Source organism: Syntrophomonas wolfei subsp. methylbutyratica, from assembly GCF_001570625.1.
Lineage (GTDB): Bacteria > Bacillota > Syntrophomonadia > Syntrophomonadales > Syntrophomonadaceae > Syntrophomonas > Syntrophomonas methylbutyratica.
In genome coordinates, this window is the sequence record NZ_BBQT01000007.1 from 87,211 (window position 1) to 105,214 (window position 18,004).

Below are 18,004 nucleotides of genomic sequence, written 5' to 3' on the forward strand. Positions count from 1 at the left end.
AACACCTGCGGGATTTTAACATATTTTGATAATAAAGTTATTTGGAGGTGATTCTGATGGGAGATAGCGCAACAGTTAGAATAAGGGTGGGAAGGAGCAGCCGTGTATCCTTGATTCCTGGCTCTTCCCCCTATTCCATTAGAGAAGCCCCTATCGTTTCTTTCCAAACTCCCTGGCTTAACTCAGCACAATTAATGCATAAGATATGGTTGGCTTTGGAAAAAAAGCAGGGACTGTCAGTAGTTTCCATCGGCCAGACAGAGGCTTTTGTAATGGCCCAGTATGTTCTGTTCTCCGAAGAAGAATTTTTAAGTCACCGGGAGGCCGAGATAGCCAACCAGGGTAGCCGGGAAGGTTTTATGCATCGGGGTATTCGCTTTCCCAATGTAGCAGCCCGGGATGAAGCTGTAGAAGCAGTGAGAAAAGCTGATATTGTAGGATACAATACCATTGAACCGGTAGCCCGGGATTTAACGGAAAGGGTTTTTGCTCTGCATCAAATCCATCCCAGTTTTTACTTCGAAGCTCACCTGCGCCGGGTCTTTATGTTCTCTCAGAAGGAAAGGTTTGAGCGGATACTGGCAGGCAGGAGAATACTGTTAATCGGAGCACTGGCGCCACAAGTGTCTCTGGTATTAAATACCAAACTAAAACGCCGCTTGGGTTTTGAAATAGCGGCAGCCATCCCTCTCTATGAATTTGAAGAGATACCCTGGGTAAAAGAACAGATTGCCCGCTATAATTTTGACCTTTGTTTATTAGGGGCAGGGGTAAATGCCGTAATTTTGTCTTCGTACATTGCTCGCCATTTAGGCAAGGTGGCTGTAGACCTGGGTTCAGGTATGGAAAGCTTAATTACGGGGAAGATTGTGACGGATTCTTTTATTAATGAGGTCATTGGTCTTGACCGCCTGCTGCAGATGTAGATGCCTGAACCCGAGAAGGAGGGCGTTTCGTTTGTCTTCTCTGAGTGCCGGGCAACGCTAGCCAGGATATTTATGCAATCCTTACGGGATAAAAGGAGTTTTCAGTAGAGTCAACTTTTAGGAGTGAAAGAAATGAGAGTACTGGTAACGACTGGAGATTTCAGCCACTATCTCTCGCCCAATTTCCACTACCTGCTTACGGAATTAGGGAAGATGGTGGATCTACAGCTCTGGCACTGGCCGGGAGATATCAATGAAATTATTCGCAGCCTGGATGCAAAGCCGGATTTTGTTTTTATTAATGAATTTGCGGAGACCAATTCCCCCATAATCACCGGCCTTGCGGGGTTGAGCTTACCATGGGCCGTTTTATTGCATGACCTGCATTACCAAATTGAGGCTCGTACAAGGATGTTAAGAGAGATAAACGCCCCCGGGATATTTTCTATTTACCGGGATAGGTTTTCCGAATGGTATCCGGAGTTCTGGCCGAAATTCAGGTGGCTTCCTCACCATGCCAATACTGATGTTTTTTATGATTATGCTTTGAACCGGGATATAGATTATCTGATGCTGGGAGCGGTACATGAAAGCATTTATCCCTTGCGTTGCCGGATCTTGGAGAAAATGAGCGATAAACCGGGTTTTGTTTATCATGAACATCCGGGATACCGGAACTTCTCTGGAGAAGACGGGGCTTTGGTGGGAACACGCTATGCCTGGGAGATCAACCGGGCTAAGATATTTTTTAGCTGTGACTCTATTTTTCGTTATCCGCTAGCCAAGTATTATGAAGTTCTGGCTTGTAAAACCCTGCTTCTGGCACCCGCATCCCAGGAACTTGCCGACCTGGGTTTTTTGCCTGGGGTACATTTTGTTGATATCAATGAATACGATTTTGAGGAAAAGGCGGAATACTACTTGCAGCATGAGGAGGAACGGTTGCAAATAGCCGAACAAGGATATGAGATGGTGCGAACCCACCATTATACCGGCAGGAGAGCCCTGGATTTAAAAATCGCCATAGAGGAGATATGCCGCGATTGGTCAGGAGCTCAGCTTAGCACTGGGAAGCAGCCGTTTTCCAGCCGTATCCGGGTAAGAAAAGGTGTACGTTTATAGGAGATCCCCTGTCTTTTTGGGGATTTCCATATAGCTTAGAGTGGCCTGGGTAAATATGGATCAGACACCTGGCCGGGGCCTTACTATTGCATGGAGCCAGGATGCTGTGTATAATTATGAGAAAATATCAACCCCTGTTGTAAAGGGGTTGATATTATTATAGCAGGGTTCCAAGTTTAAAAATCGGGAAATAATATCCCGCAAAGTCCTGCTTAATTAAAATTGGAGGTGAAGATTTGATTACCAAGGACATGGTAATACAGGAAATTGTGACCAAGTATCCTCAGACCCTTCCGGTTTTCGGACAGTTCAATATGGGTTGCCTGGGATGCAGCGGGGCACTTTTTGAAACACTTGAACAAGGGGCATTGGCTCACGGTATTGATGTTGATGCGATGTTAAAAGCTTTAAATGATTTGATAAAAAAATAACTATTTAAGGTTTCCAAGAGCAGCTGAAAAACGGCTGCTTCTTTTTTAATTTTTGCTGTCTACGGTTTCAAGTTCCCGGTTCCGAATAGTACAGTAAAAGCTTTTCTTTTTTGCGGCAGGATGATGCCTTGTACCCTGCCCGGGTTAGGCTGAAACCTTTGGCAGCTGAGGAGGAGCTGGCCGGGTTCTTGCTTGAAGTAGAAGAAAAGGATGAGTAAAATGGATAAACCAATATTGTTGGGCAACTTTATTTTTTGTTCTCTGCAACAAATACCATTACTAGGCAATGATTGCCAGGCATGTGAGTATATACGGAGCCTGGAGAACGAGTATTTTTGCGTCTATGAAGCGGAAGAGGAGAATTATCCTGAAGATAGTTACCCGGTTAGAACAGTTATTGAGGTACTGCTCGATATGCTGGCTGCCGGGCAGAAGGACCTGCGGCTGGACGAACTAGAGAGCCTGCTGCTAAAAAGAAAATAACAAGTATATGGGGGATGAAACATACGGGTACATTCCTCTATAAAGTAGGACATAAAATATTCGTAAAATAACGCGAAAAGCGATACAATGTTGAATCAATAATTCACCTATGTATCGCTTGCTATTCTTTCTGCTAATACTTTTTAGCTCCAGAAAGCCCGAAATAACGGCAAAATCTAGTGTATTTTCTTAAAACAATAAAATTGGCACGCAAATTGCAAAAGTATAAGGGCGTTACGCAAACAGTCATGTTTGTAACCCCCTTATATTTTTTTTTATAATACTACTGCTCTGTGATGCTTAGGGCAGGATTGCTTAAGGATAAAAACCTTCTGCGAACGGAATATCTAAGCCCTGTAACATCATAGAACAGTAGTCCCCTTTTTTTCATAACATCGTTTAACATCGTATTTCATGCTTTACCGGCATTTGATATATAGCACTTAAGTATTTCGATTAACAAGCAAACTTACTTTAAATAAATTATTTGGCAAAAAAGGAGGGATAGTTCGGTATAACTACATACTTTTCCTTGAAAAAGTAAATGATACTTTAGGAAAAGCTTTACCAGAAAATAATTAGAGAAGGGGGGAATTAAATGGCTTACGAAAATATTATTCTGGAAAGAGAAGAGAAACTGGCGGTACTATACATCAACCGGCCTAAAGCCATGAACGCGCTTAATAAAGACACACTTTTGGAAATCAAAGATGCCGTTACAGCAGTTAATGAAGATCCGGCGGTTGAATTGTTAATTATTACTGGAAGCGGAGACAAGTCTTTTGTCGCCGGTGCCGATATAGCTTTTATGCAGAACCTGAGCGCAATGGAAGCTCGGGAATTCGGAGCTCTGGGGCAAAAGGTGTTTCGCTTGATAGAAGCGGTGGAAAAACCGGTTATCGCAGCAGTTAATGGATTTGCCCTGGGGGGCGGATGCGAATTAGCAATGTGCTGCGATTTTCGCATTGCTGCCAGCAATGCCAAGTTTGGGCAACCGGAAGTCGGGCTGGGAATCACTCCTGGTTTTGGCGGCACTCAGCGTCTACCCAGGTTAGTTGGCCCGGGAATGGCCAAACAATTATTGTATACAGCCGATGTAATTAATGCTGATGAAGCTTTCCGCATTGGCCTGGTTAATAAAGTAGTGCAACCGGAAGAATTATTACCTGAAGTAAAAAAAATAGCCGGGCGTATTTTAAGCAAAGGTCAGCTCGCTGTTCGCTTATCCAAAGCAGCGGCCAATGAAGGCATGCAGACCGATATTGACCGGGCTATGAGTATAGAAGCGGATGCTTTTGGTCTTTGTTTTGCAACACAGGATCAGAAGGAAGGAATGACGGCTTTTCTTGAGAAGAGAAAAGCTAATTTTATTAGTAAGTAGTTTTGCGACAAGCAAATTATTTATAAAGAATTTAGGAGGTAACTACTATGAAGATAATGGTGCTTGGTGCAGGTACCATGGGAGCAGGCATTGTGCAGACTGCGGCGCAGGCAGGCTTCGAGGTAGTTGTACGCGATATCAAGCAGGAATTTGTGGACCGGGGTATTGCCGGAATTGACAAGCTGCTGAGCAAGAATGTGGATAAAGGCAGAATGACGGCTGAGGATAAAGCCGCGGTTATGGGCCGAATTTCCGGAACCGTTGACATGGGTGCTGCGGCGGACTGTGATCTGGTAATCGAAGCTGCGCTGGAAGTTATGGATATCAAGAAAGCCATCTTTAAAGAATTGGATTCTATCTGCAAGCCCGAGTGCATTCTGGCCTCCAATACTTCAGCTTTGAGTGTTACTGAGATTGCTGCCGCCACGGGCAGAGCCGACAAGGTTATCGGCATGCACTTCTTCAACCCCGTACCGGCTATGAAGTTGGTTGAAGTCATTCGGGGCGCATCCACCAGCCAGGCTACTTATGATGCTATAAAAGACCTTTCCGTAAAAATGGGCAAGTCTCCGGTAGAAATCAATGAAGCCCCTGGTTTTGTGGTAAACCGCCTGTTGATTCCCATGCTGAATGAAGGTATGTATTGTTTGATGGAAGGCGTAGCCAATGCCGCCGATATCGATACTTCCATGAGATTTGGCGCCGGACATCCTATGGGACCTCTGGCCCTGGCTGACATGATTGGTTTGGATATCTGCCTGAAGATTATGGAGACCCTCTACAAAGAATTTGGCGATCCCAAATATCGTCCTTGTCCCTTGCTGGCAAAAATGGTGCGGGCCAATAAACTGGGACGCAAAACCGGCGAAGGTTTCTTTGTCTACTAAAGAGAGCAGAAGGCCGAAAAAGTATATAAGAAATATATAGAAAGGGGAAATATTAAAATGACGAGAGAAGTTGTACTGGTAGGCGCTTGCCGTACCCCGGTTGGCACCTTTGGAGGAACCCTTAAGGATGTTGGAGCTGCACAATTAGGTGCAATAGTCATGGGAGAAGCGATTAAAAGGGCTGGAATCAAGCCCGAACAGATCGATGAAGTAATATTTGGTTGTGTATTGCAGGCGGGACTGGGACAGAATGTGGCCCGGCAGTCTATGATTCATGCTGGCATCCCCAAGGAAGTAACCGCCTTTACTATCAATAAGGTTTGCGGTTCTGGTTTAAGAGCGGTCAGCCTGGCCGCCCAGGTAATTAAAGCCGGGGATGCCGACATTATTCTGGCTGGCGGAACCGAGAACATGGACAAAGCCCCCTTTATACTGCCCAATGCCCGCTGGGGATACAGAATGAGCATGCCCAAGGGAGACTTGATTGACGAAATGGTTTGGGGCGGCTTAACTGATGTTTTCAACGGCTACCACATGGGAATAACCGCTGAGAATATAAACGATATGTATGGAATTACCCGGGAAGAGCAGGATGCCTTCGGTTTCCGCAGCCAGACCCTGGCTGCAGAGGCGATTGAATCCGGTCGTTTCAAAGACGAAATAGTACCCGTGGTTATAAAAGGTAAAAAGGGTGACATCGTATTTGATACCGATGAACATCCCCGCAAGAGCTCACCTGAAGCTATGGCCAAGCTGGCTCCGGCTTTCAAGAAGGGCGGCAGCGTAACCGCTGGCAATGCTTCCGGAATAAATGATGCTGCGGCTGCAATTATAGTAATGTCCAAGGAAAAAGCCGATGAGTTAGGAATCAAGCCTATGGCCAAAGTAGTTAGCTATGCCTCCGGTGGAGTGGACCCCTCGGTAATGGGATTGGGACCGATACCGGCCAGCCGCAAAGCTCTGGAAAAAGCCGGCCTGACCATTGACGATATAGATTTGATTGAAGCTAACGAAGCTTTTGCCGCACAATCCATAGCCGTAGCTCGTGACCTGGGCTGGGCTGATAAGATGGAAAAAGTCAATGTCAACGGTGGCGCCATAGCTATTGGACATCCTATTGGATCGTCCGGGGCCAGAATTCTTGTAACTCTATTATATGAAATGCAAAAACGCGGCTCCAAGAAGGGACTGGCTACCCTCTGCATCGGTGGCGGCATGGGTACGGCCCTGATTGTTGAAGCCCTGTAATAAAAATCATTACCAATAAAAAATGAGGAGGGAATATTTTTGGCTCACGAAAATTATCTTTATCAGATGCGAGACATTAAGTTCGCGGTAAAAGAATGGCTGGACATGAACAAGCTCTTATCCTGTGATGCTTACAAAGATTACTACGGCATTGATGACATTGATGCCTTTCTCGATGTTAACTTCAAAGTTTGCCGTGATGTGCTTTGCCCGGCTAACAAAGAAGCCGATGACCCCGGTTGCAAGTTTGTCGGTGGCGACACCCAGGCGGTTATAACTCCTGAAGTCTTCAAGAATGCCTACAATACGGTTTGCGAAGCCGGCCTTGGACCCCAATTCTCCGACCGTTCAGCGGAAGGCCGCATGCCCCTGGTCTGGGAGGCTCCGATTCTGGAAATGCAGTCCGGCGCATCCCCGGGGATAGTAATGTTTTGGTGTCTGACCGCAGGTGCTTGCACCGTAATCCAGCATAACGCCTCGGAAGTGCTGAAGGAACGTTTCCTGCCCAAGATGTACTCGGGTGAATGGGGCGGTACCATGGGTCTGACCGAGCCGGGTGCGGGTTCCGAAGTCGGCGCGGTTGCCACTAAATGCTTCCCCACCGACACCCCGGGTCTGTACAAGATTAAAGGCCAGAAGTGCTTTATTACTTCCGGTGACCATGACCTCGCTTCGAACATTATCCACCTCGTGCTGGCCAAGACCCCGGATGCAAAACCAGGGACCTCTGGCATTAACTGCTTAATAGTTCCCAAGTTCTGGGTAAACGAAGATGGAACCCAGGGAGCATGGAATGATGTTACCTCCACCGGTATTGAGCACAAAATGGGAATCCACGGTTCTTCCACCCTGTCCCTATCCTTTGGTGAAAACGACAATTGCTATGGCTGGATGATCGGTGATGGACCGGTAGACGGCCGCGGCAAAGGGATGGCGCAGATGTTCCAGATGATGAACGAAGAGCGTCTGAACACCGGAACCTTCGCCCAGGGCTGCATCGGCTCAGCCTACTACGCAGCTCTGGATTATTGCAAGATGCGCGTGCAGAGCCCCAAGTTCACCGATCCGAAGGGCCCAAGTGTCCGGATCATCGAGCACGAAGACGTCCGCCGTATGCTGTTGTTCCAGAAGTCTATAATGGAAGCCTGCCGGGCGCTGCTCTACACCACTTATTTCTATCAGGATCTGTCCCATGATGCTGCCGATCCGGCAGAGAGGGAATACTATGATGACATGACCATGATCCAAATCCCGCTGTGCAAGGCCTACGTTTCGGATATGGCGTGGATTAGCACCGAGCAAGCGATTCAGTGCCTCGGCGGCTACGGCTTCATCGAAGAGTATGCCCCGGCTGAGTTGGCTCGTGACTGCAAGATCTACTCCCTGTGGGAAGGCACCAACTTCATTCAGGCGCAAGACTTCAACAACCGCAAGACCACCATGAAGAAGGGCGAGCCGATGAAGAAATGGGTTGCGCAAATCGCCGATTTCCTGGCTACGAAAAAGGATCCCGCGTTCGCCGATGAATTTGCTATGATGGATGATGCCTTCAGTGCTTACAATGAAATCCTAAGCACCAAAGAAGCCTGGAGGGCCAGCAATCCGCAACTGGTTCAGCTCTTTGCGACCCGGATGCTGCATGCGGCTTCGATGATGATCTGCGGCAAGCTGATGCTCGACCAGGCCCTGCTGGCTGCCAAAAAGCTCGCGGAACTGGGTGAAGACCACTTCGATGCCATGTTCTATAAGGGCAAAATTGCCACCGCCAAGTTCTATATAATGAATGTTGTTCCCGGCGTCTTCGGAACCTTGAAAGCTATGAAAGTTGCCGACACCAGCGCTATTGACATGCCCGAAGAAGCGTTTATGTAATTTAATTAAGATGGATAATGCCCAATAGGGCAGCCATAATTAACGATCCGATTATTGCTAGCCCCGTCTCCCGGAATCCAAGTGGATTACGGGAGACCCGGGCTACATGGCTGTTAAAGAGCTTATTTGAGCAAAAGCTCATATTAAACAGTCAGGGTGCATTGCGGATGTTGATGAAATACCAGGGTTTTATAAATACGAAAATGAATGAGGAAGGGCGATAACTAAAATCCTCGGATACAGAAAGATTAAAAGAGCTGATCTTAATAATGAGTGCGGAATTCTAAGAATTCCGCGCTAGTTATAAATAGAAAGAGAATACATGAAAATTGTGGAAGATATGAAACAAGAGGAGGCGGTTAAATGTATCAAAAGTTATTAGAAGAATATAAAAGCAAGTTAGTAACAGCTGATGAGGCAGCCAAACAGGTAAAATCCGGTGATTGGGTGGAATATGGCTTTGGGATTAACTGTGCTCGGGATTTTGATGAAGCCCTGGCCAAACGCAAAGATGAACTCGAAGATGTTAAAATACGTTGTGATCTAGGAGCTTACCAGCACTTTACGGCTGAAGTTGACCCTGACAATAAGCATTTTACCTGGAATAGCTGGCATGTTGCCGGACATGACCGAAAGTTTATAAATAAGAACCTTTTTTATATTCCTATGAAGTTTCACGAAAACCCCATGATGACCCGAAAAGACTGTGTTCCTACTAATGTTGCGGTTATTCAGTGTACAGCTATGGATAAACACGGATATTTTAATTTTGGGGGGAGTTCGGTCAACTGTTGTGCAATGATGGAAACTGCCCGGGTTACCATTCTGGAAGTAAATGAAAAGATGCCACGATGCCTGGGTGGTAATCAGGAATGTCTTCATATTTCGCAGGTTGACTATATTATCCAAAGTAAAAACGAGCCGATTGCGACTATTGGTTCAGCTGAACCTAGCCCGGTGGAGATTGCTATGGCTCAGCATATTATTGAACGTTTATACGATGGCAACTGCATTCAGCTGGGAATAGGTGGTACTCCAAATGCAGTCGGCAGCATGGTGGCTGCTTCTGATTTAAAGGATCTGGGAGTACACACCGAAATGTATGTTGATGCCTATCTCTTAATGGCCAAGGCCGGCAAAATTACCGGCGCCAGGAAAAGCATCGACAAATACAAACAAGTATATTCCTTTGCCATGGGAAGTCAAGAATTATATGACTATATAGATGACAACCCGGGCCTGGCTTCTTATTCGGTGGATTACACCAACAATCCCTGGGTGGTGGCCCAGATAGACGACTTTGTTTCCATCAATGCCTGCATCGAAGTTGATTTGTATGGCCAGGTATGTGCAGAAAGTGTTGGCACCAGGCATATTAGCGGAACCGGTGGGCAGTTGGATTTTGTTGAAGGAGCTTACAAGTCCAAGAATGGGCAGAGTTTTATATGTCTTCCTTCCACTATTGAAATTAAAGGTGAGGTAACATCAAGAATCAAGCCAATCCTTACTCCTGGAGCCATAGTTACCGATCCAAGGACTGCCACTCATATGATGGTAACCGAATTTGGTATTGCTACATTGAAAGGCAGAAGCACCTGGGAACGGGCTGAAGAATTGATTAAAATAGCTCATCCTGATTTCCAGGATGAACTGGTTAAAGAAGCCCAAAAGATGAATATTTGGAGAAAGAGCAACAAGATAGGTTAGGGATAGCCTGAGGCGGCAGGGGGGCTAGTGGCAGCTAGATTTACCCTGCCGCCCCGGCATCATCAATAATATCCAAGTTTTATCATAAGAATGAAGGCAACAGAGCGAAAATCATTCCAAGGGGAAAAAGCTGTGATGCCTTTTACCCTCTTATTCCATATTTTGCCGCTTTCCTAACTACTGTAGGCTGGCTAATACCCAATGCTCTGGCCACCTCATAGGTAGACTTGCAGACCGAAAAGGCATTTTCCAGTATTCTTCTTTCCGTATTCTCCAAGGCATCCTGCAGTCGAACGATTCCATGTTCATTATCAGATTTGTTTTCGGGTTTCAGTTCCGACCAGGCAGAGAGATCGTGAGCGGTAATAGTTTGGTTGAGGCTGGTTACCACCAGGCGCTCGACCAGGTTTTCCAACTCCCTTACGTTGCCCGGCCAGTCGTATTCCATGAAATAAGCCAGGATGCTGCCGGATAGCTTCTTGTTCATTCCATGCTTCTGGTTAAAATTATCCAGAAAATGATTGGCCAGAATAGGGATATCTTCCCGGCGCTCGCGCAGAGGTGGGACAGTAATGGGTATAACATTCAAGCGATAAAAAAGGTCTTTGCGGAATAGCTTTTTCTCCACCATTTCCTTGAGATTATAATTGGTGCCAGCGATTATTCGCACATCCACCTTTATGGGTTTGGTGCCTCCTACCCGCAAAATTTCTTTATCCTGCAATACTCTCAGCAGTTTAACCTGCAGGCCTAGAGGGAGGTCACCGATTTCATCCAGAAACAAGATGCCTTGATCGGCCACTTCAAACATGCCGACCTTGCCTTGCTTGCTGGCTCCCGTAAAGGCTCCCGGTTCATAGCCAAAAAGCTCAGATTCCAGTAAATTTTCGGGAATAGCCCCGCAGTTTATCTTTATCATCGGTTGCTCTCCGCGGTTGCTGTTGCTGTGTATGGTATTGGCCACCAGTTCCTTGCCCACCCCGGATTCGCCTTGTATGAGGACAGTAGAATCCACTGCTGCTATTCGGACTACCATACTGATTAATTCCCGCATTTTACTGGAGTGAATTACACACTGGGTACGAAGTTTCATTTCCTGCAATTCACTCTGGAAGAAACGGCTAAGCCCTTCAGCGTGTCCCAATTTCTCCTGCAGTTCGTTCAACTCGCTGATGTCCCGAACATTGGTTACCACCAGGATAATGTTGCCATGTTCATCGCGTATGGGTGTACTGGTTACCAGGGCGGTTTTCCCGGTTTTTGCCTGCAAAGTAATAGTTACCTGATCCTGTTTCTCTAAAGCCAGCAGGGTGCCGCTGCGGGAGTAGACACCTTCAGCCACCAGTTCTCTCATATTGCGACCTATACATTCCTCGGCTTTTACTCCGAGTATGCGTTCAAAAGCCTCGTTAAGCCTCAGGGTATTGGCTTCGCCATCCGTAATATAAAGCCCATCATAGGAGGATTCGAAAACCGCATCCAATTCACGCTCCCGCAGGCCTACCATCTTTTTGAATTCCCGCTCCAGCTTATTTAATTCTGTTATATCGCGAACATTGGTAACTACCAGCATAATATTACCTTGCTCATCGAAAATGGGTGTGCTGGTAACCAGAACCTCCTTGCCGGTTCTGGTCACAAGAGTAATGGTGGCTCTTTCTCCCTTTTCCAGGACTAGCAACGTTCCTGAACCGGAGAAATAACCTTCGTCCACCAGTTCTTTCATATTGCGCCCGACACACTCTTGCGCTGTTACCCCGGTAATACGTTCGAAGGCCTGATTAAGGCGCAGGGTGTTGGCTTCACCATCGGTAATAAAAATACCATCAAAAGAGGAATCCAGAATAGTATCCAGTTCACGATCGCGCAATCCTATATGTTTAAGCCTGCGCTCCAACTCGTTAAGTTCGGTAATATCGCGAACATTGGTAATAATAAAAGCAATATTGCCTTGCTCATCGAAAATGGGTGTGCTGGTGACCAGAACCTCCTTGCCGGTTCTGGCTACCAGAGTAATAGTGGCTCGCTCCTGTTTCTCCAGGGCCAGCAAGGTGCCGGAATCGGAAAAGACCCCGGTATCAACTAATTCACGCATATTAGAACCAACGCATTCTTCCATACTGATTCCGGTTATACGCACAAATCCCTGGTTGAGGCGCAAAGTGTTTCCTTCTCCATCAGTTAAATAAAGACCATCGAAAGAAGATTCGAAAATAGCATCCAGTTGCCGGTTAAGTTCCCGAGTGCGGGCCAGTTGCTCGGCAATATGCTCCAGTTCGGAGATATCCTGCAAGACGGCTACCGCCCCGGCAATCTTTCCGTTCTTGTACAGGGGAGTGCGGTTAGTGAGAAGAATCTTGTCCTGATACTGAATCTTGCGGGTGGGCTGAGTTTGACCCGTGGTCAAGACCTCGATCAATTTGCTGTTGCTAAAGATATCGGTTATTTTTTGCCCGCGGGCTTCGGAGGCAGCGATTCCAGAGACTCTTTCCAGGGCGCGGTTAAAAAGGTTGATTCTCCCATCTTCATCTATAGAAATAACCGGATTGTAAACGGAATCAAAACAGGCTTCCCATTCCGTTGCGTTTTTATGCCATATTCGGCATAACCTCCAGATCAACCGGAAATAATATTCTGCCACAGTTTCATTTGTTATCATAGAATGAAGACTGGACATGGAATCCCCCAATACAAACTGCAAATTGTTGATAAAATCAATAAATTGTTGCTCAAAAGGTATAACCTGCTGCACCGGGGTATCGGGTGCCAGCCCGATCTCGTTCGCTTCTACAATATTTTGCGGCAAAATTCTGCCGATAATCTGCTTTTCTGCATCACATACCAGCAGGAATTCAATATCATCATCCTGTTCAAAAATCAAGGATATATCTTGGAGACTGGTATCATATCGGACTAAATAAGGGTTAACACTTGTTTTTTTGGAATTCATCCAATTTCATCCTCCTGTCGACCATATTATATCACAAGTAGAGCTACAGGAGATGAAGGCATTATTTGAGAAAAACAAGTACCCAACCAGTAATGTACTGATCGGGTACAATGATGTTATTGCGGTTAAGCAACTGTCATTAGAAGTCCAGGCTAGGGTTTAGAACTTGGCCAGTATCCAGTAAAACAAGTATCGGCTTGTATAATGCTTGATATTCTTCTAAAGTGGCTTAAGCTTAAGCTACCTTCTTTTTAAGGGCTACAGCCTTAACTTCACCTTGCAAGAACAGGCGACGCCATTCATCGTTGATTTCTTCGATAGTGAAATCAGCTTTCTTCTCGCTTATTCCTCGCAGTTCATGGTTAAGCTGCAAGAAAACGGCCTCCCATTTTTTTATCAACTGACCATCTTGCTCTGCTTCCTGGGGGAGGAAACAGCGAATCCATTCCCGGTTAATGTCCTCGATAGCCGCAGTTTTCTCTGGTTCTGACCAACCTTGATACTGCTCCACAAAATCCAGGTAAGTGTTGACCCATTTGGCAGTTAACTGTTCACCCACAGGGATTGCAGCTGGCTGAAAACAGCGGATCCACTCCTGGTTAATGGCTTCAATATCCAGGCTTGGCTGCTTGAATAGCCCGTGCAGTAGATCCATTAAACCCAGGTAAAGCTGTACCCAGCGGTCAATCATGGAGTATTCTCCCACTTCCTCCTCCTGCATACAGTTTTGCCTCAAGACCTCGTTCATTTCCTCGTAGTTCATGGCTTCCTGTTGCATAACAGGTCCCTGAAGCTGTTCCATGATGTCAAGGTAGGAGTTGACCCACTCTTCTCTCACTCTTTCATCATTCTTATTCATAAAATTACCTCCTTTAATTCCAGGGCCTGACACCCTGTGTATTTTCATCCAACGGAGGACTTGTGCAAAATCGTTGCGGGGTCGAAAATAATATTTTTACAGGATTTATTCCTCTGCACTTATCATGTTGCAAATTGCATGCCAAAAAACCAGGAAAATGAAAAAGAAAATTGCAAAAACAACCAGAAGCCAGGTCTTAGAAGAGTTTGAGGATAGTTTGAGGATATTGAAAAGTTAATAAAAAAACGCCCGATACAATAATGAATCGACAAAATAAGTCATAAATAAATCGGAGTGATTACGTTATGAATCGCCGGTTTTTCTAATTGATGTAGCTTTTAGTCTTTTTTCAAGTTTTCGTCTTTAATGATTCCTGCCAGGTATTTCTTGAAAGGATCGTAACGAAACTCATAGAGATAGGTGCGTGGAGGGGGGACATCCTTTAAGCCCCACACCAGGTAATTTACCGCATCCTGAACCCCTTTACCGCAATTAGAACAATAAATACAGTCGGCTTTGGTAGCTCCCAGCATTTTAAGCTGTTCACCACAGCAACGGATATTATTTATACCATACGAACTTTCATCATAAATAAAGCCCTGACTGTCCAGGGCTTCCTTGAAACCAAGGAGCCGGTGGTCGGGGAAACAATCTTGCAAGTCATAGCTGTTATCCGGAATACTGCTGTCTTCTACCAGCACCCAGTCATGGCGCTCTTCCAAAAAAAGATGATACATACGGGTATAAATACTATCCCGGGTAATCCAGGAAAACCAGTCTTCTCCATCTACGGAAGCAAGTCCGCCTTTCAGATAAAAACTAAATCCGGCCTCTGCTTCCGGCAAATTTCTTAATAAAGTAAGTCTGTAAATCATATTTTCTCCTTGTCTTGAGTTGTTTTTAAATATTTAAGCATCGGAAGAAACTGCAGAGCAGTTTCAACGCAGCGCTGCAACGAGGCGGGGGATTAGAAACCGCGGCCTGTTTTGTTAATAGGAACCCGATCGCATAAAGAAGCAGGGGACATATTTCACCTCGTTATATCTTAATGTTTTAGCTAATCAAAAGATCTATCCTTCCTTTACTGTATAGCTCTTCCAGGGAAGCAGCATATAATCTACAGTGTTTAGAAACTTGACCAAGTCCTGCCTACCTTGATAAGTAGGGGTGGTAGCTGATTCCTGTGCCATTAGAATTATGGGCAAAGTGGGAAAAAACTTGGAAAAAATCTTCCTGGCTTCGTTGATGGTGAAATCATGCTTCAATATTTCTGGTTTTACAATTATTATCACAAAAGTAACACCATTTTCGGTAATTATGGCCGCATCAAAAGTCATAATAAAAACCTCCGTTCCCCAAGGATAAAGCCATAGTAATTCTTTTCATAAATCAAAATTGGTTCTACTGCAAAAACCCCTTTTTGTTGCATAAGGGTTGCATAAATATGCAAAGCGAGCGTAGCGCCCTGTCGGGCACAACTGATGCTCCCTGCGGTCGCTATTAAGGACGCTGGAGCGGAATATTTATGCAAGCAAATGCATAATTATTACTTTTTGCAGCGGAATCAAAATTACCTATAGAATATGGTAATTTAAAAGAAAATATAATGCAAGGTTTGATAAAAACTTGAGGTAAAAAAAACCCGCCCGCAGGCGGGTTAAAACAATATATTAAGGAGAAGCTTTTAAGATGATTCTTTTAGTTCTGCAAACCACTTGGCGTTATGATGGGCTGTAATCTCTGCATCGATATAGCCATCAAGCATCATGGAGGAGAATTCAACCCGAGATTTGGGGTGAATAGCGGCCAGGAAGAAATGGCCCGCTACCAGTAATATCAGAACCATGGCGGTCCAAAAATGAACATCATAACAGAAAGAAAGAAATACTGCAGGCACAGAATGACGCCATAACCACATGGGGAAGCCAGTGAGTATTATAAGAAGGCAACCGATAATTATCAACCAGCCCAGAATCTTTTGGCCCGCATTGTATTTGTCTTGCGGAGGAACATCATCTGCTTTGATAAAGGGAAGGTATCCCCCCATCACCTTCAGCCAGGCAAAATCATCTTTGCTGAAATGAGAAATGGTATCCATAAAACGGGAAAACCGGTCAAAATTCAATAAGGTATAGAGAAGTGGTCCTACAACGAAGACCACGCCGGTCCAGCGATGAACCAGAGAGGCGTTGGCTTCCCCGCCGAAGATACTGGCAATCCCGCCTATGTCCCAGTAAAAACCAACTCCAGTCAAGCCCAGGATAATGAAGGCCAGCAAGTGAATCCAGTGCATGGTTCTGGTCTGGGTACCATGTTTTAATACTTTTCCATTTTCATTACTCATTATTTTTCCTCCCTTCTAGCTAGGCTGCGGGTTCTTCGGTGCTGGTCTCTTCATTAGCAGCCGATTCCACTTCAGGCACATGATGGGGATTCTTTAGTTCAGCTATAAATCCGGGAATATCTTTGCCGTATTTGGTATGCAGCAAGTGGTGAGCCTTGGGGCTGACGCACTCCACCTTGCCCGGGGAGAGGAAGTCTTTGTATATTTGGATTATTTCCGGGTTTTCATGCGACTTTCTTATCGCCATGGACTCATCCAGGGTATAGAGGCCAGCCACTCTTTGAGTAATGTAATCATCGCTGGCAGCAAAGACGTCAAAGCCGAATTTGGCAAAAACGCCGCTGATTACAGCAGCAACCGTAAGCATACCTGCGCCCTTAAAAAACTGTCTTCTGGTGATGCCTTCGCTTTCATGGAATAACTTCATAAATTAATGCCCTCCTTTCTAGTAGGTATCTCTGCGGATGGGTTGGCCCCCACCATTGATACAGCCACCCGGGCAATTCATAACTTCTATGAAATGATATTTACTGCGCCCGGCCAGGACATCTTCAATTACGGAGGCTACATGCTTGGTTCCGGTTACTATGCAAACACTGACGGGCAAGCTTGTGCCCAGAGCTTTCACCGGGACTTCTACGGTTGCTTCTCTAACTGGGTCTAATCCTCTGACCGCGTCAAATTCTACCTTGCCCAGGCTTTCCCCGCTGAGGATCTCATAGGCGGTACGCAGAGCTGCTTCCATAACCCCTCCGGTGGCACCGAATATGGTAGCGGCACCGGTGGAAAGGCCCACAAAACGATCCGCCTCTTCATCGGGCAGTGCCATGAAATCAATTCCGGCATCTTTGATCATTTGCGCCAATTCGCGGGTGGTTATTACCAGATCCACATCTTGATATCCGCTGGAAATAAACTCAGGGCGTTCACATTCGTATTTTTTGGCCGTACAAGGCATAACTGATACCGAGAACATATTGGCCGGATCCACATTAAGCTTTTCCGCCAGGTAGGTCTTGGCTACTGCTCCCCACATTTGTTGGGGTGATTTGGCCGAGGAAATATGAGGCAATACCAGGGGATAGTTGTCCTCCGCATATTTGATCCAGGCCGGACAACAGGAGGTAAACTGGGGCAGAGGACCCACTTCTTCAAAACCGGGTACGCCCAAAGCGCCGTAAACCCTATGAATGAGCTCTGTACCCTCCTCCATAATGGTGAGGTCAGCGGTAAATTCGGTGTCATATACCTTGTCAAAGCCCAGTTTACGCAAAGACGCATACATTTTGTTCTTTACATTAGTTCCCGCAGCTTGCCCGAATTCTTCGCCCAGAGCTACCCTGACTGCTGGTGCCTCCTGAACTACTACAAACTTCTGGGGATCAGCCAGGGCCTTTTTCAGTTCCTCAATTCTGGACAGATCATGGATAGCATTAAAAGGGCAGTTTATTAAACATTGCCCACAGTTTATGCATTTTTTAGGACTGATATGGTGCTTTTGCCCGAGTTCCCCCGAAATAGCTCCGGTTGGACAAATAAAGGTACAATGGTCGCAGGCTTTGCAGTCGTTACTTACATGAATTACTCCCTCACTTAAAACCGTACTCAAATCTTTTCCCTCCTTTTAAACTGGATAAACCTTATAAAAAAATGGCCCACCTCCTTCTAATAAAATCCAATCCTGAAATCGAACAATACAGGGGATAAGCGATATCCTTCATGGATAATATTAGAAAGTAAAACTGGACCAGGTATAAAAACCCTTATTCTTCATGAACAAGGTTATAGAGCCAT

At 45.7% G+C, this 18,004-nt stretch carries 16 protein-coding genes; 9 read left to right on the plus strand and 7 right to left on the minus strand.

Annotation, left to right across the window (positions count from 1 at the left end):
- The first annotated feature begins 56 nt into the window (after positions 1–56).
- The 9 genes from AWB54_RS07325 (at position 57) to AWB54_RS07365 (ending at position 10,057) form a co-directional block, all read left to right on the plus strand.
- The gene (locus AWB54_RS07325; RefSeq protein WP_061213956.1) at positions 57–926 is read left to right on the plus strand and encodes a GT-D fold domain-containing glycosyltransferase; all 870 of its coding nucleotides are present in this window, start codon (positions 57–59) and stop codon (positions 924–926) included.
- Between the two features lie 132 nt (positions 927–1,058).
- Positions 1,059–2,048: a glycosyltransferase gene (locus AWB54_RS07330; RefSeq protein WP_061213957.1), complete on the plus strand. Its 990-nt coding sequence runs from the start codon at positions 1,059–1,061 to the stop codon at positions 2,046–2,048.
- Between the two features lie 236 nt (positions 2,049–2,284).
- Positions 2,285–2,479: a DUF1858 domain-containing protein gene (locus tag AWB54_RS07335; RefSeq protein WP_011641329.1), complete on the plus strand. Its 195-nt coding sequence runs from the start codon at positions 2,285–2,287 to the stop codon at positions 2,477–2,479.
- Between the two features lie 219 nt (positions 2,480–2,698).
- Positions 2,699–2,962: a hypothetical protein gene (locus tag AWB54_RS07340; protein ID WP_061213958.1), complete on the plus strand. Its 264-nt coding sequence runs from the start codon at positions 2,699–2,701 to the stop codon at positions 2,960–2,962.
- Between the two features lie 598 nt (positions 2,963–3,560).
- The gene (locus AWB54_RS07345; RefSeq protein ID WP_061213959.1) at positions 3,561–4,343 is read left to right on the plus strand and encodes a short-chain-enoyl-CoA hydratase; all 783 of its coding nucleotides are present in this window, start codon (positions 3,561–3,563) and stop codon (positions 4,341–4,343) included.
- Positions 4,344–4,390: 47 nt separating this feature from the next.
- Positions 4,391–5,230 (plus strand): 3-hydroxybutyryl-CoA dehydrogenase, encoded by an 840-nt coding sequence (locus AWB54_RS07350; protein ID WP_061213960.1) that lies wholly within the window; start codon positions 4,391–4,393, stop codon positions 5,228–5,230.
- Between the two features lie 57 nt (positions 5,231–5,287).
- A complete protein-coding gene (locus tag AWB54_RS07355) occupies positions 5,288–6,478 on the plus strand; it encodes an acetyl-CoA C-acetyltransferase (protein WP_061213961.1) in 1,191 nt (396 codons plus the stop codon).
- A gap of 39 nt (positions 6,479–6,517) precedes the next feature.
- The gene (locus AWB54_RS07360) at positions 6,518–8,350 is read left to right on the plus strand and encodes an acyl-CoA dehydrogenase (RefSeq protein WP_061213962.1); all 1,833 of its coding nucleotides are present in this window, start codon (positions 6,518–6,520) and stop codon (positions 8,348–8,350) included.
- A 363-nt stretch (positions 8,351–8,713) separates the two neighbouring features.
- Positions 8,714–10,057: an acetyl-CoA hydrolase/transferase family protein gene (locus AWB54_RS07365; RefSeq protein ID WP_061213963.1), complete on the plus strand. Its 1,344-nt coding sequence runs from the start codon at positions 8,714–8,716 to the stop codon at positions 10,055–10,057.
- 142 nt (positions 10,058–10,199) lie between these two features.
- Here AWB54_RS07365 and AWB54_RS07370 read toward each other — a convergent pair whose 3' ends face one another.
- The 7 genes from AWB54_RS07370 to AWB54_RS07400 form a co-directional block, all read right to left on the minus strand.
- Positions 10,200–13,007: a sigma 54-interacting transcriptional regulator gene (locus tag AWB54_RS07370; RefSeq protein WP_061213964.1), complete on the minus strand. Its 2,808-nt coding sequence runs from the start codon at positions 13,005–13,007 to the stop codon at positions 10,200–10,202.
- A gap of 235 nt (positions 13,008–13,242) precedes the next feature.
- The gene (locus AWB54_RS07375) at positions 13,243–13,866 is read right to left on the minus strand and encodes a hypothetical protein (RefSeq protein ID WP_061213965.1); all 624 of its coding nucleotides are present in this window, start codon (positions 13,864–13,866) and stop codon (positions 13,243–13,245) included.
- A gap of 338 nt (positions 13,867–14,204) precedes the next feature.
- Positions 14,205–14,741, minus strand: coding sequence for a hypothetical protein (locus AWB54_RS07380; protein ID WP_061213966.1), 537 nt, complete (start codon positions 14,739–14,741; stop codon positions 14,205–14,207).
- 195 nt (positions 14,742–14,936) lie between these two features.
- Positions 14,937–15,203, minus strand: a complete 267-nt coding sequence (locus AWB54_RS07385; protein WP_061213967.1) for a hypothetical protein — start codon at positions 15,201–15,203, stop codon at positions 14,937–14,939.
- A gap of 347 nt (positions 15,204–15,550) precedes the next feature.
- A complete protein-coding gene (locus AWB54_RS07390) occupies positions 15,551–16,210 on the minus strand; it encodes a formate dehydrogenase subunit gamma (protein ID WP_061213968.1) in 660 nt (219 codons plus the stop codon).
- A 19-nt stretch (positions 16,211–16,229) separates the two neighbouring features.
- On the minus strand, positions 16,230–16,637 hold the full coding sequence (locus tag AWB54_RS16585; protein ID WP_061213969.1) for an iron hydrogenase small subunit: 408 nt from the start codon (positions 16,635–16,637) through the stop codon (positions 16,230–16,232).
- 18 nt (positions 16,638–16,655) lie between these two features.
- Positions 16,656–17,819 carry a [FeFe] hydrogenase, group A gene (locus tag AWB54_RS07400; protein WP_061213970.1) on the minus strand — a complete coding sequence of 388 codons (1,164 nt, stop codon included), beginning with the start codon at positions 17,817–17,819 and terminating at the stop codon, positions 16,656–16,658.
- Between the last annotated feature and the right edge of the window lie 185 nt (positions 17,820–18,004).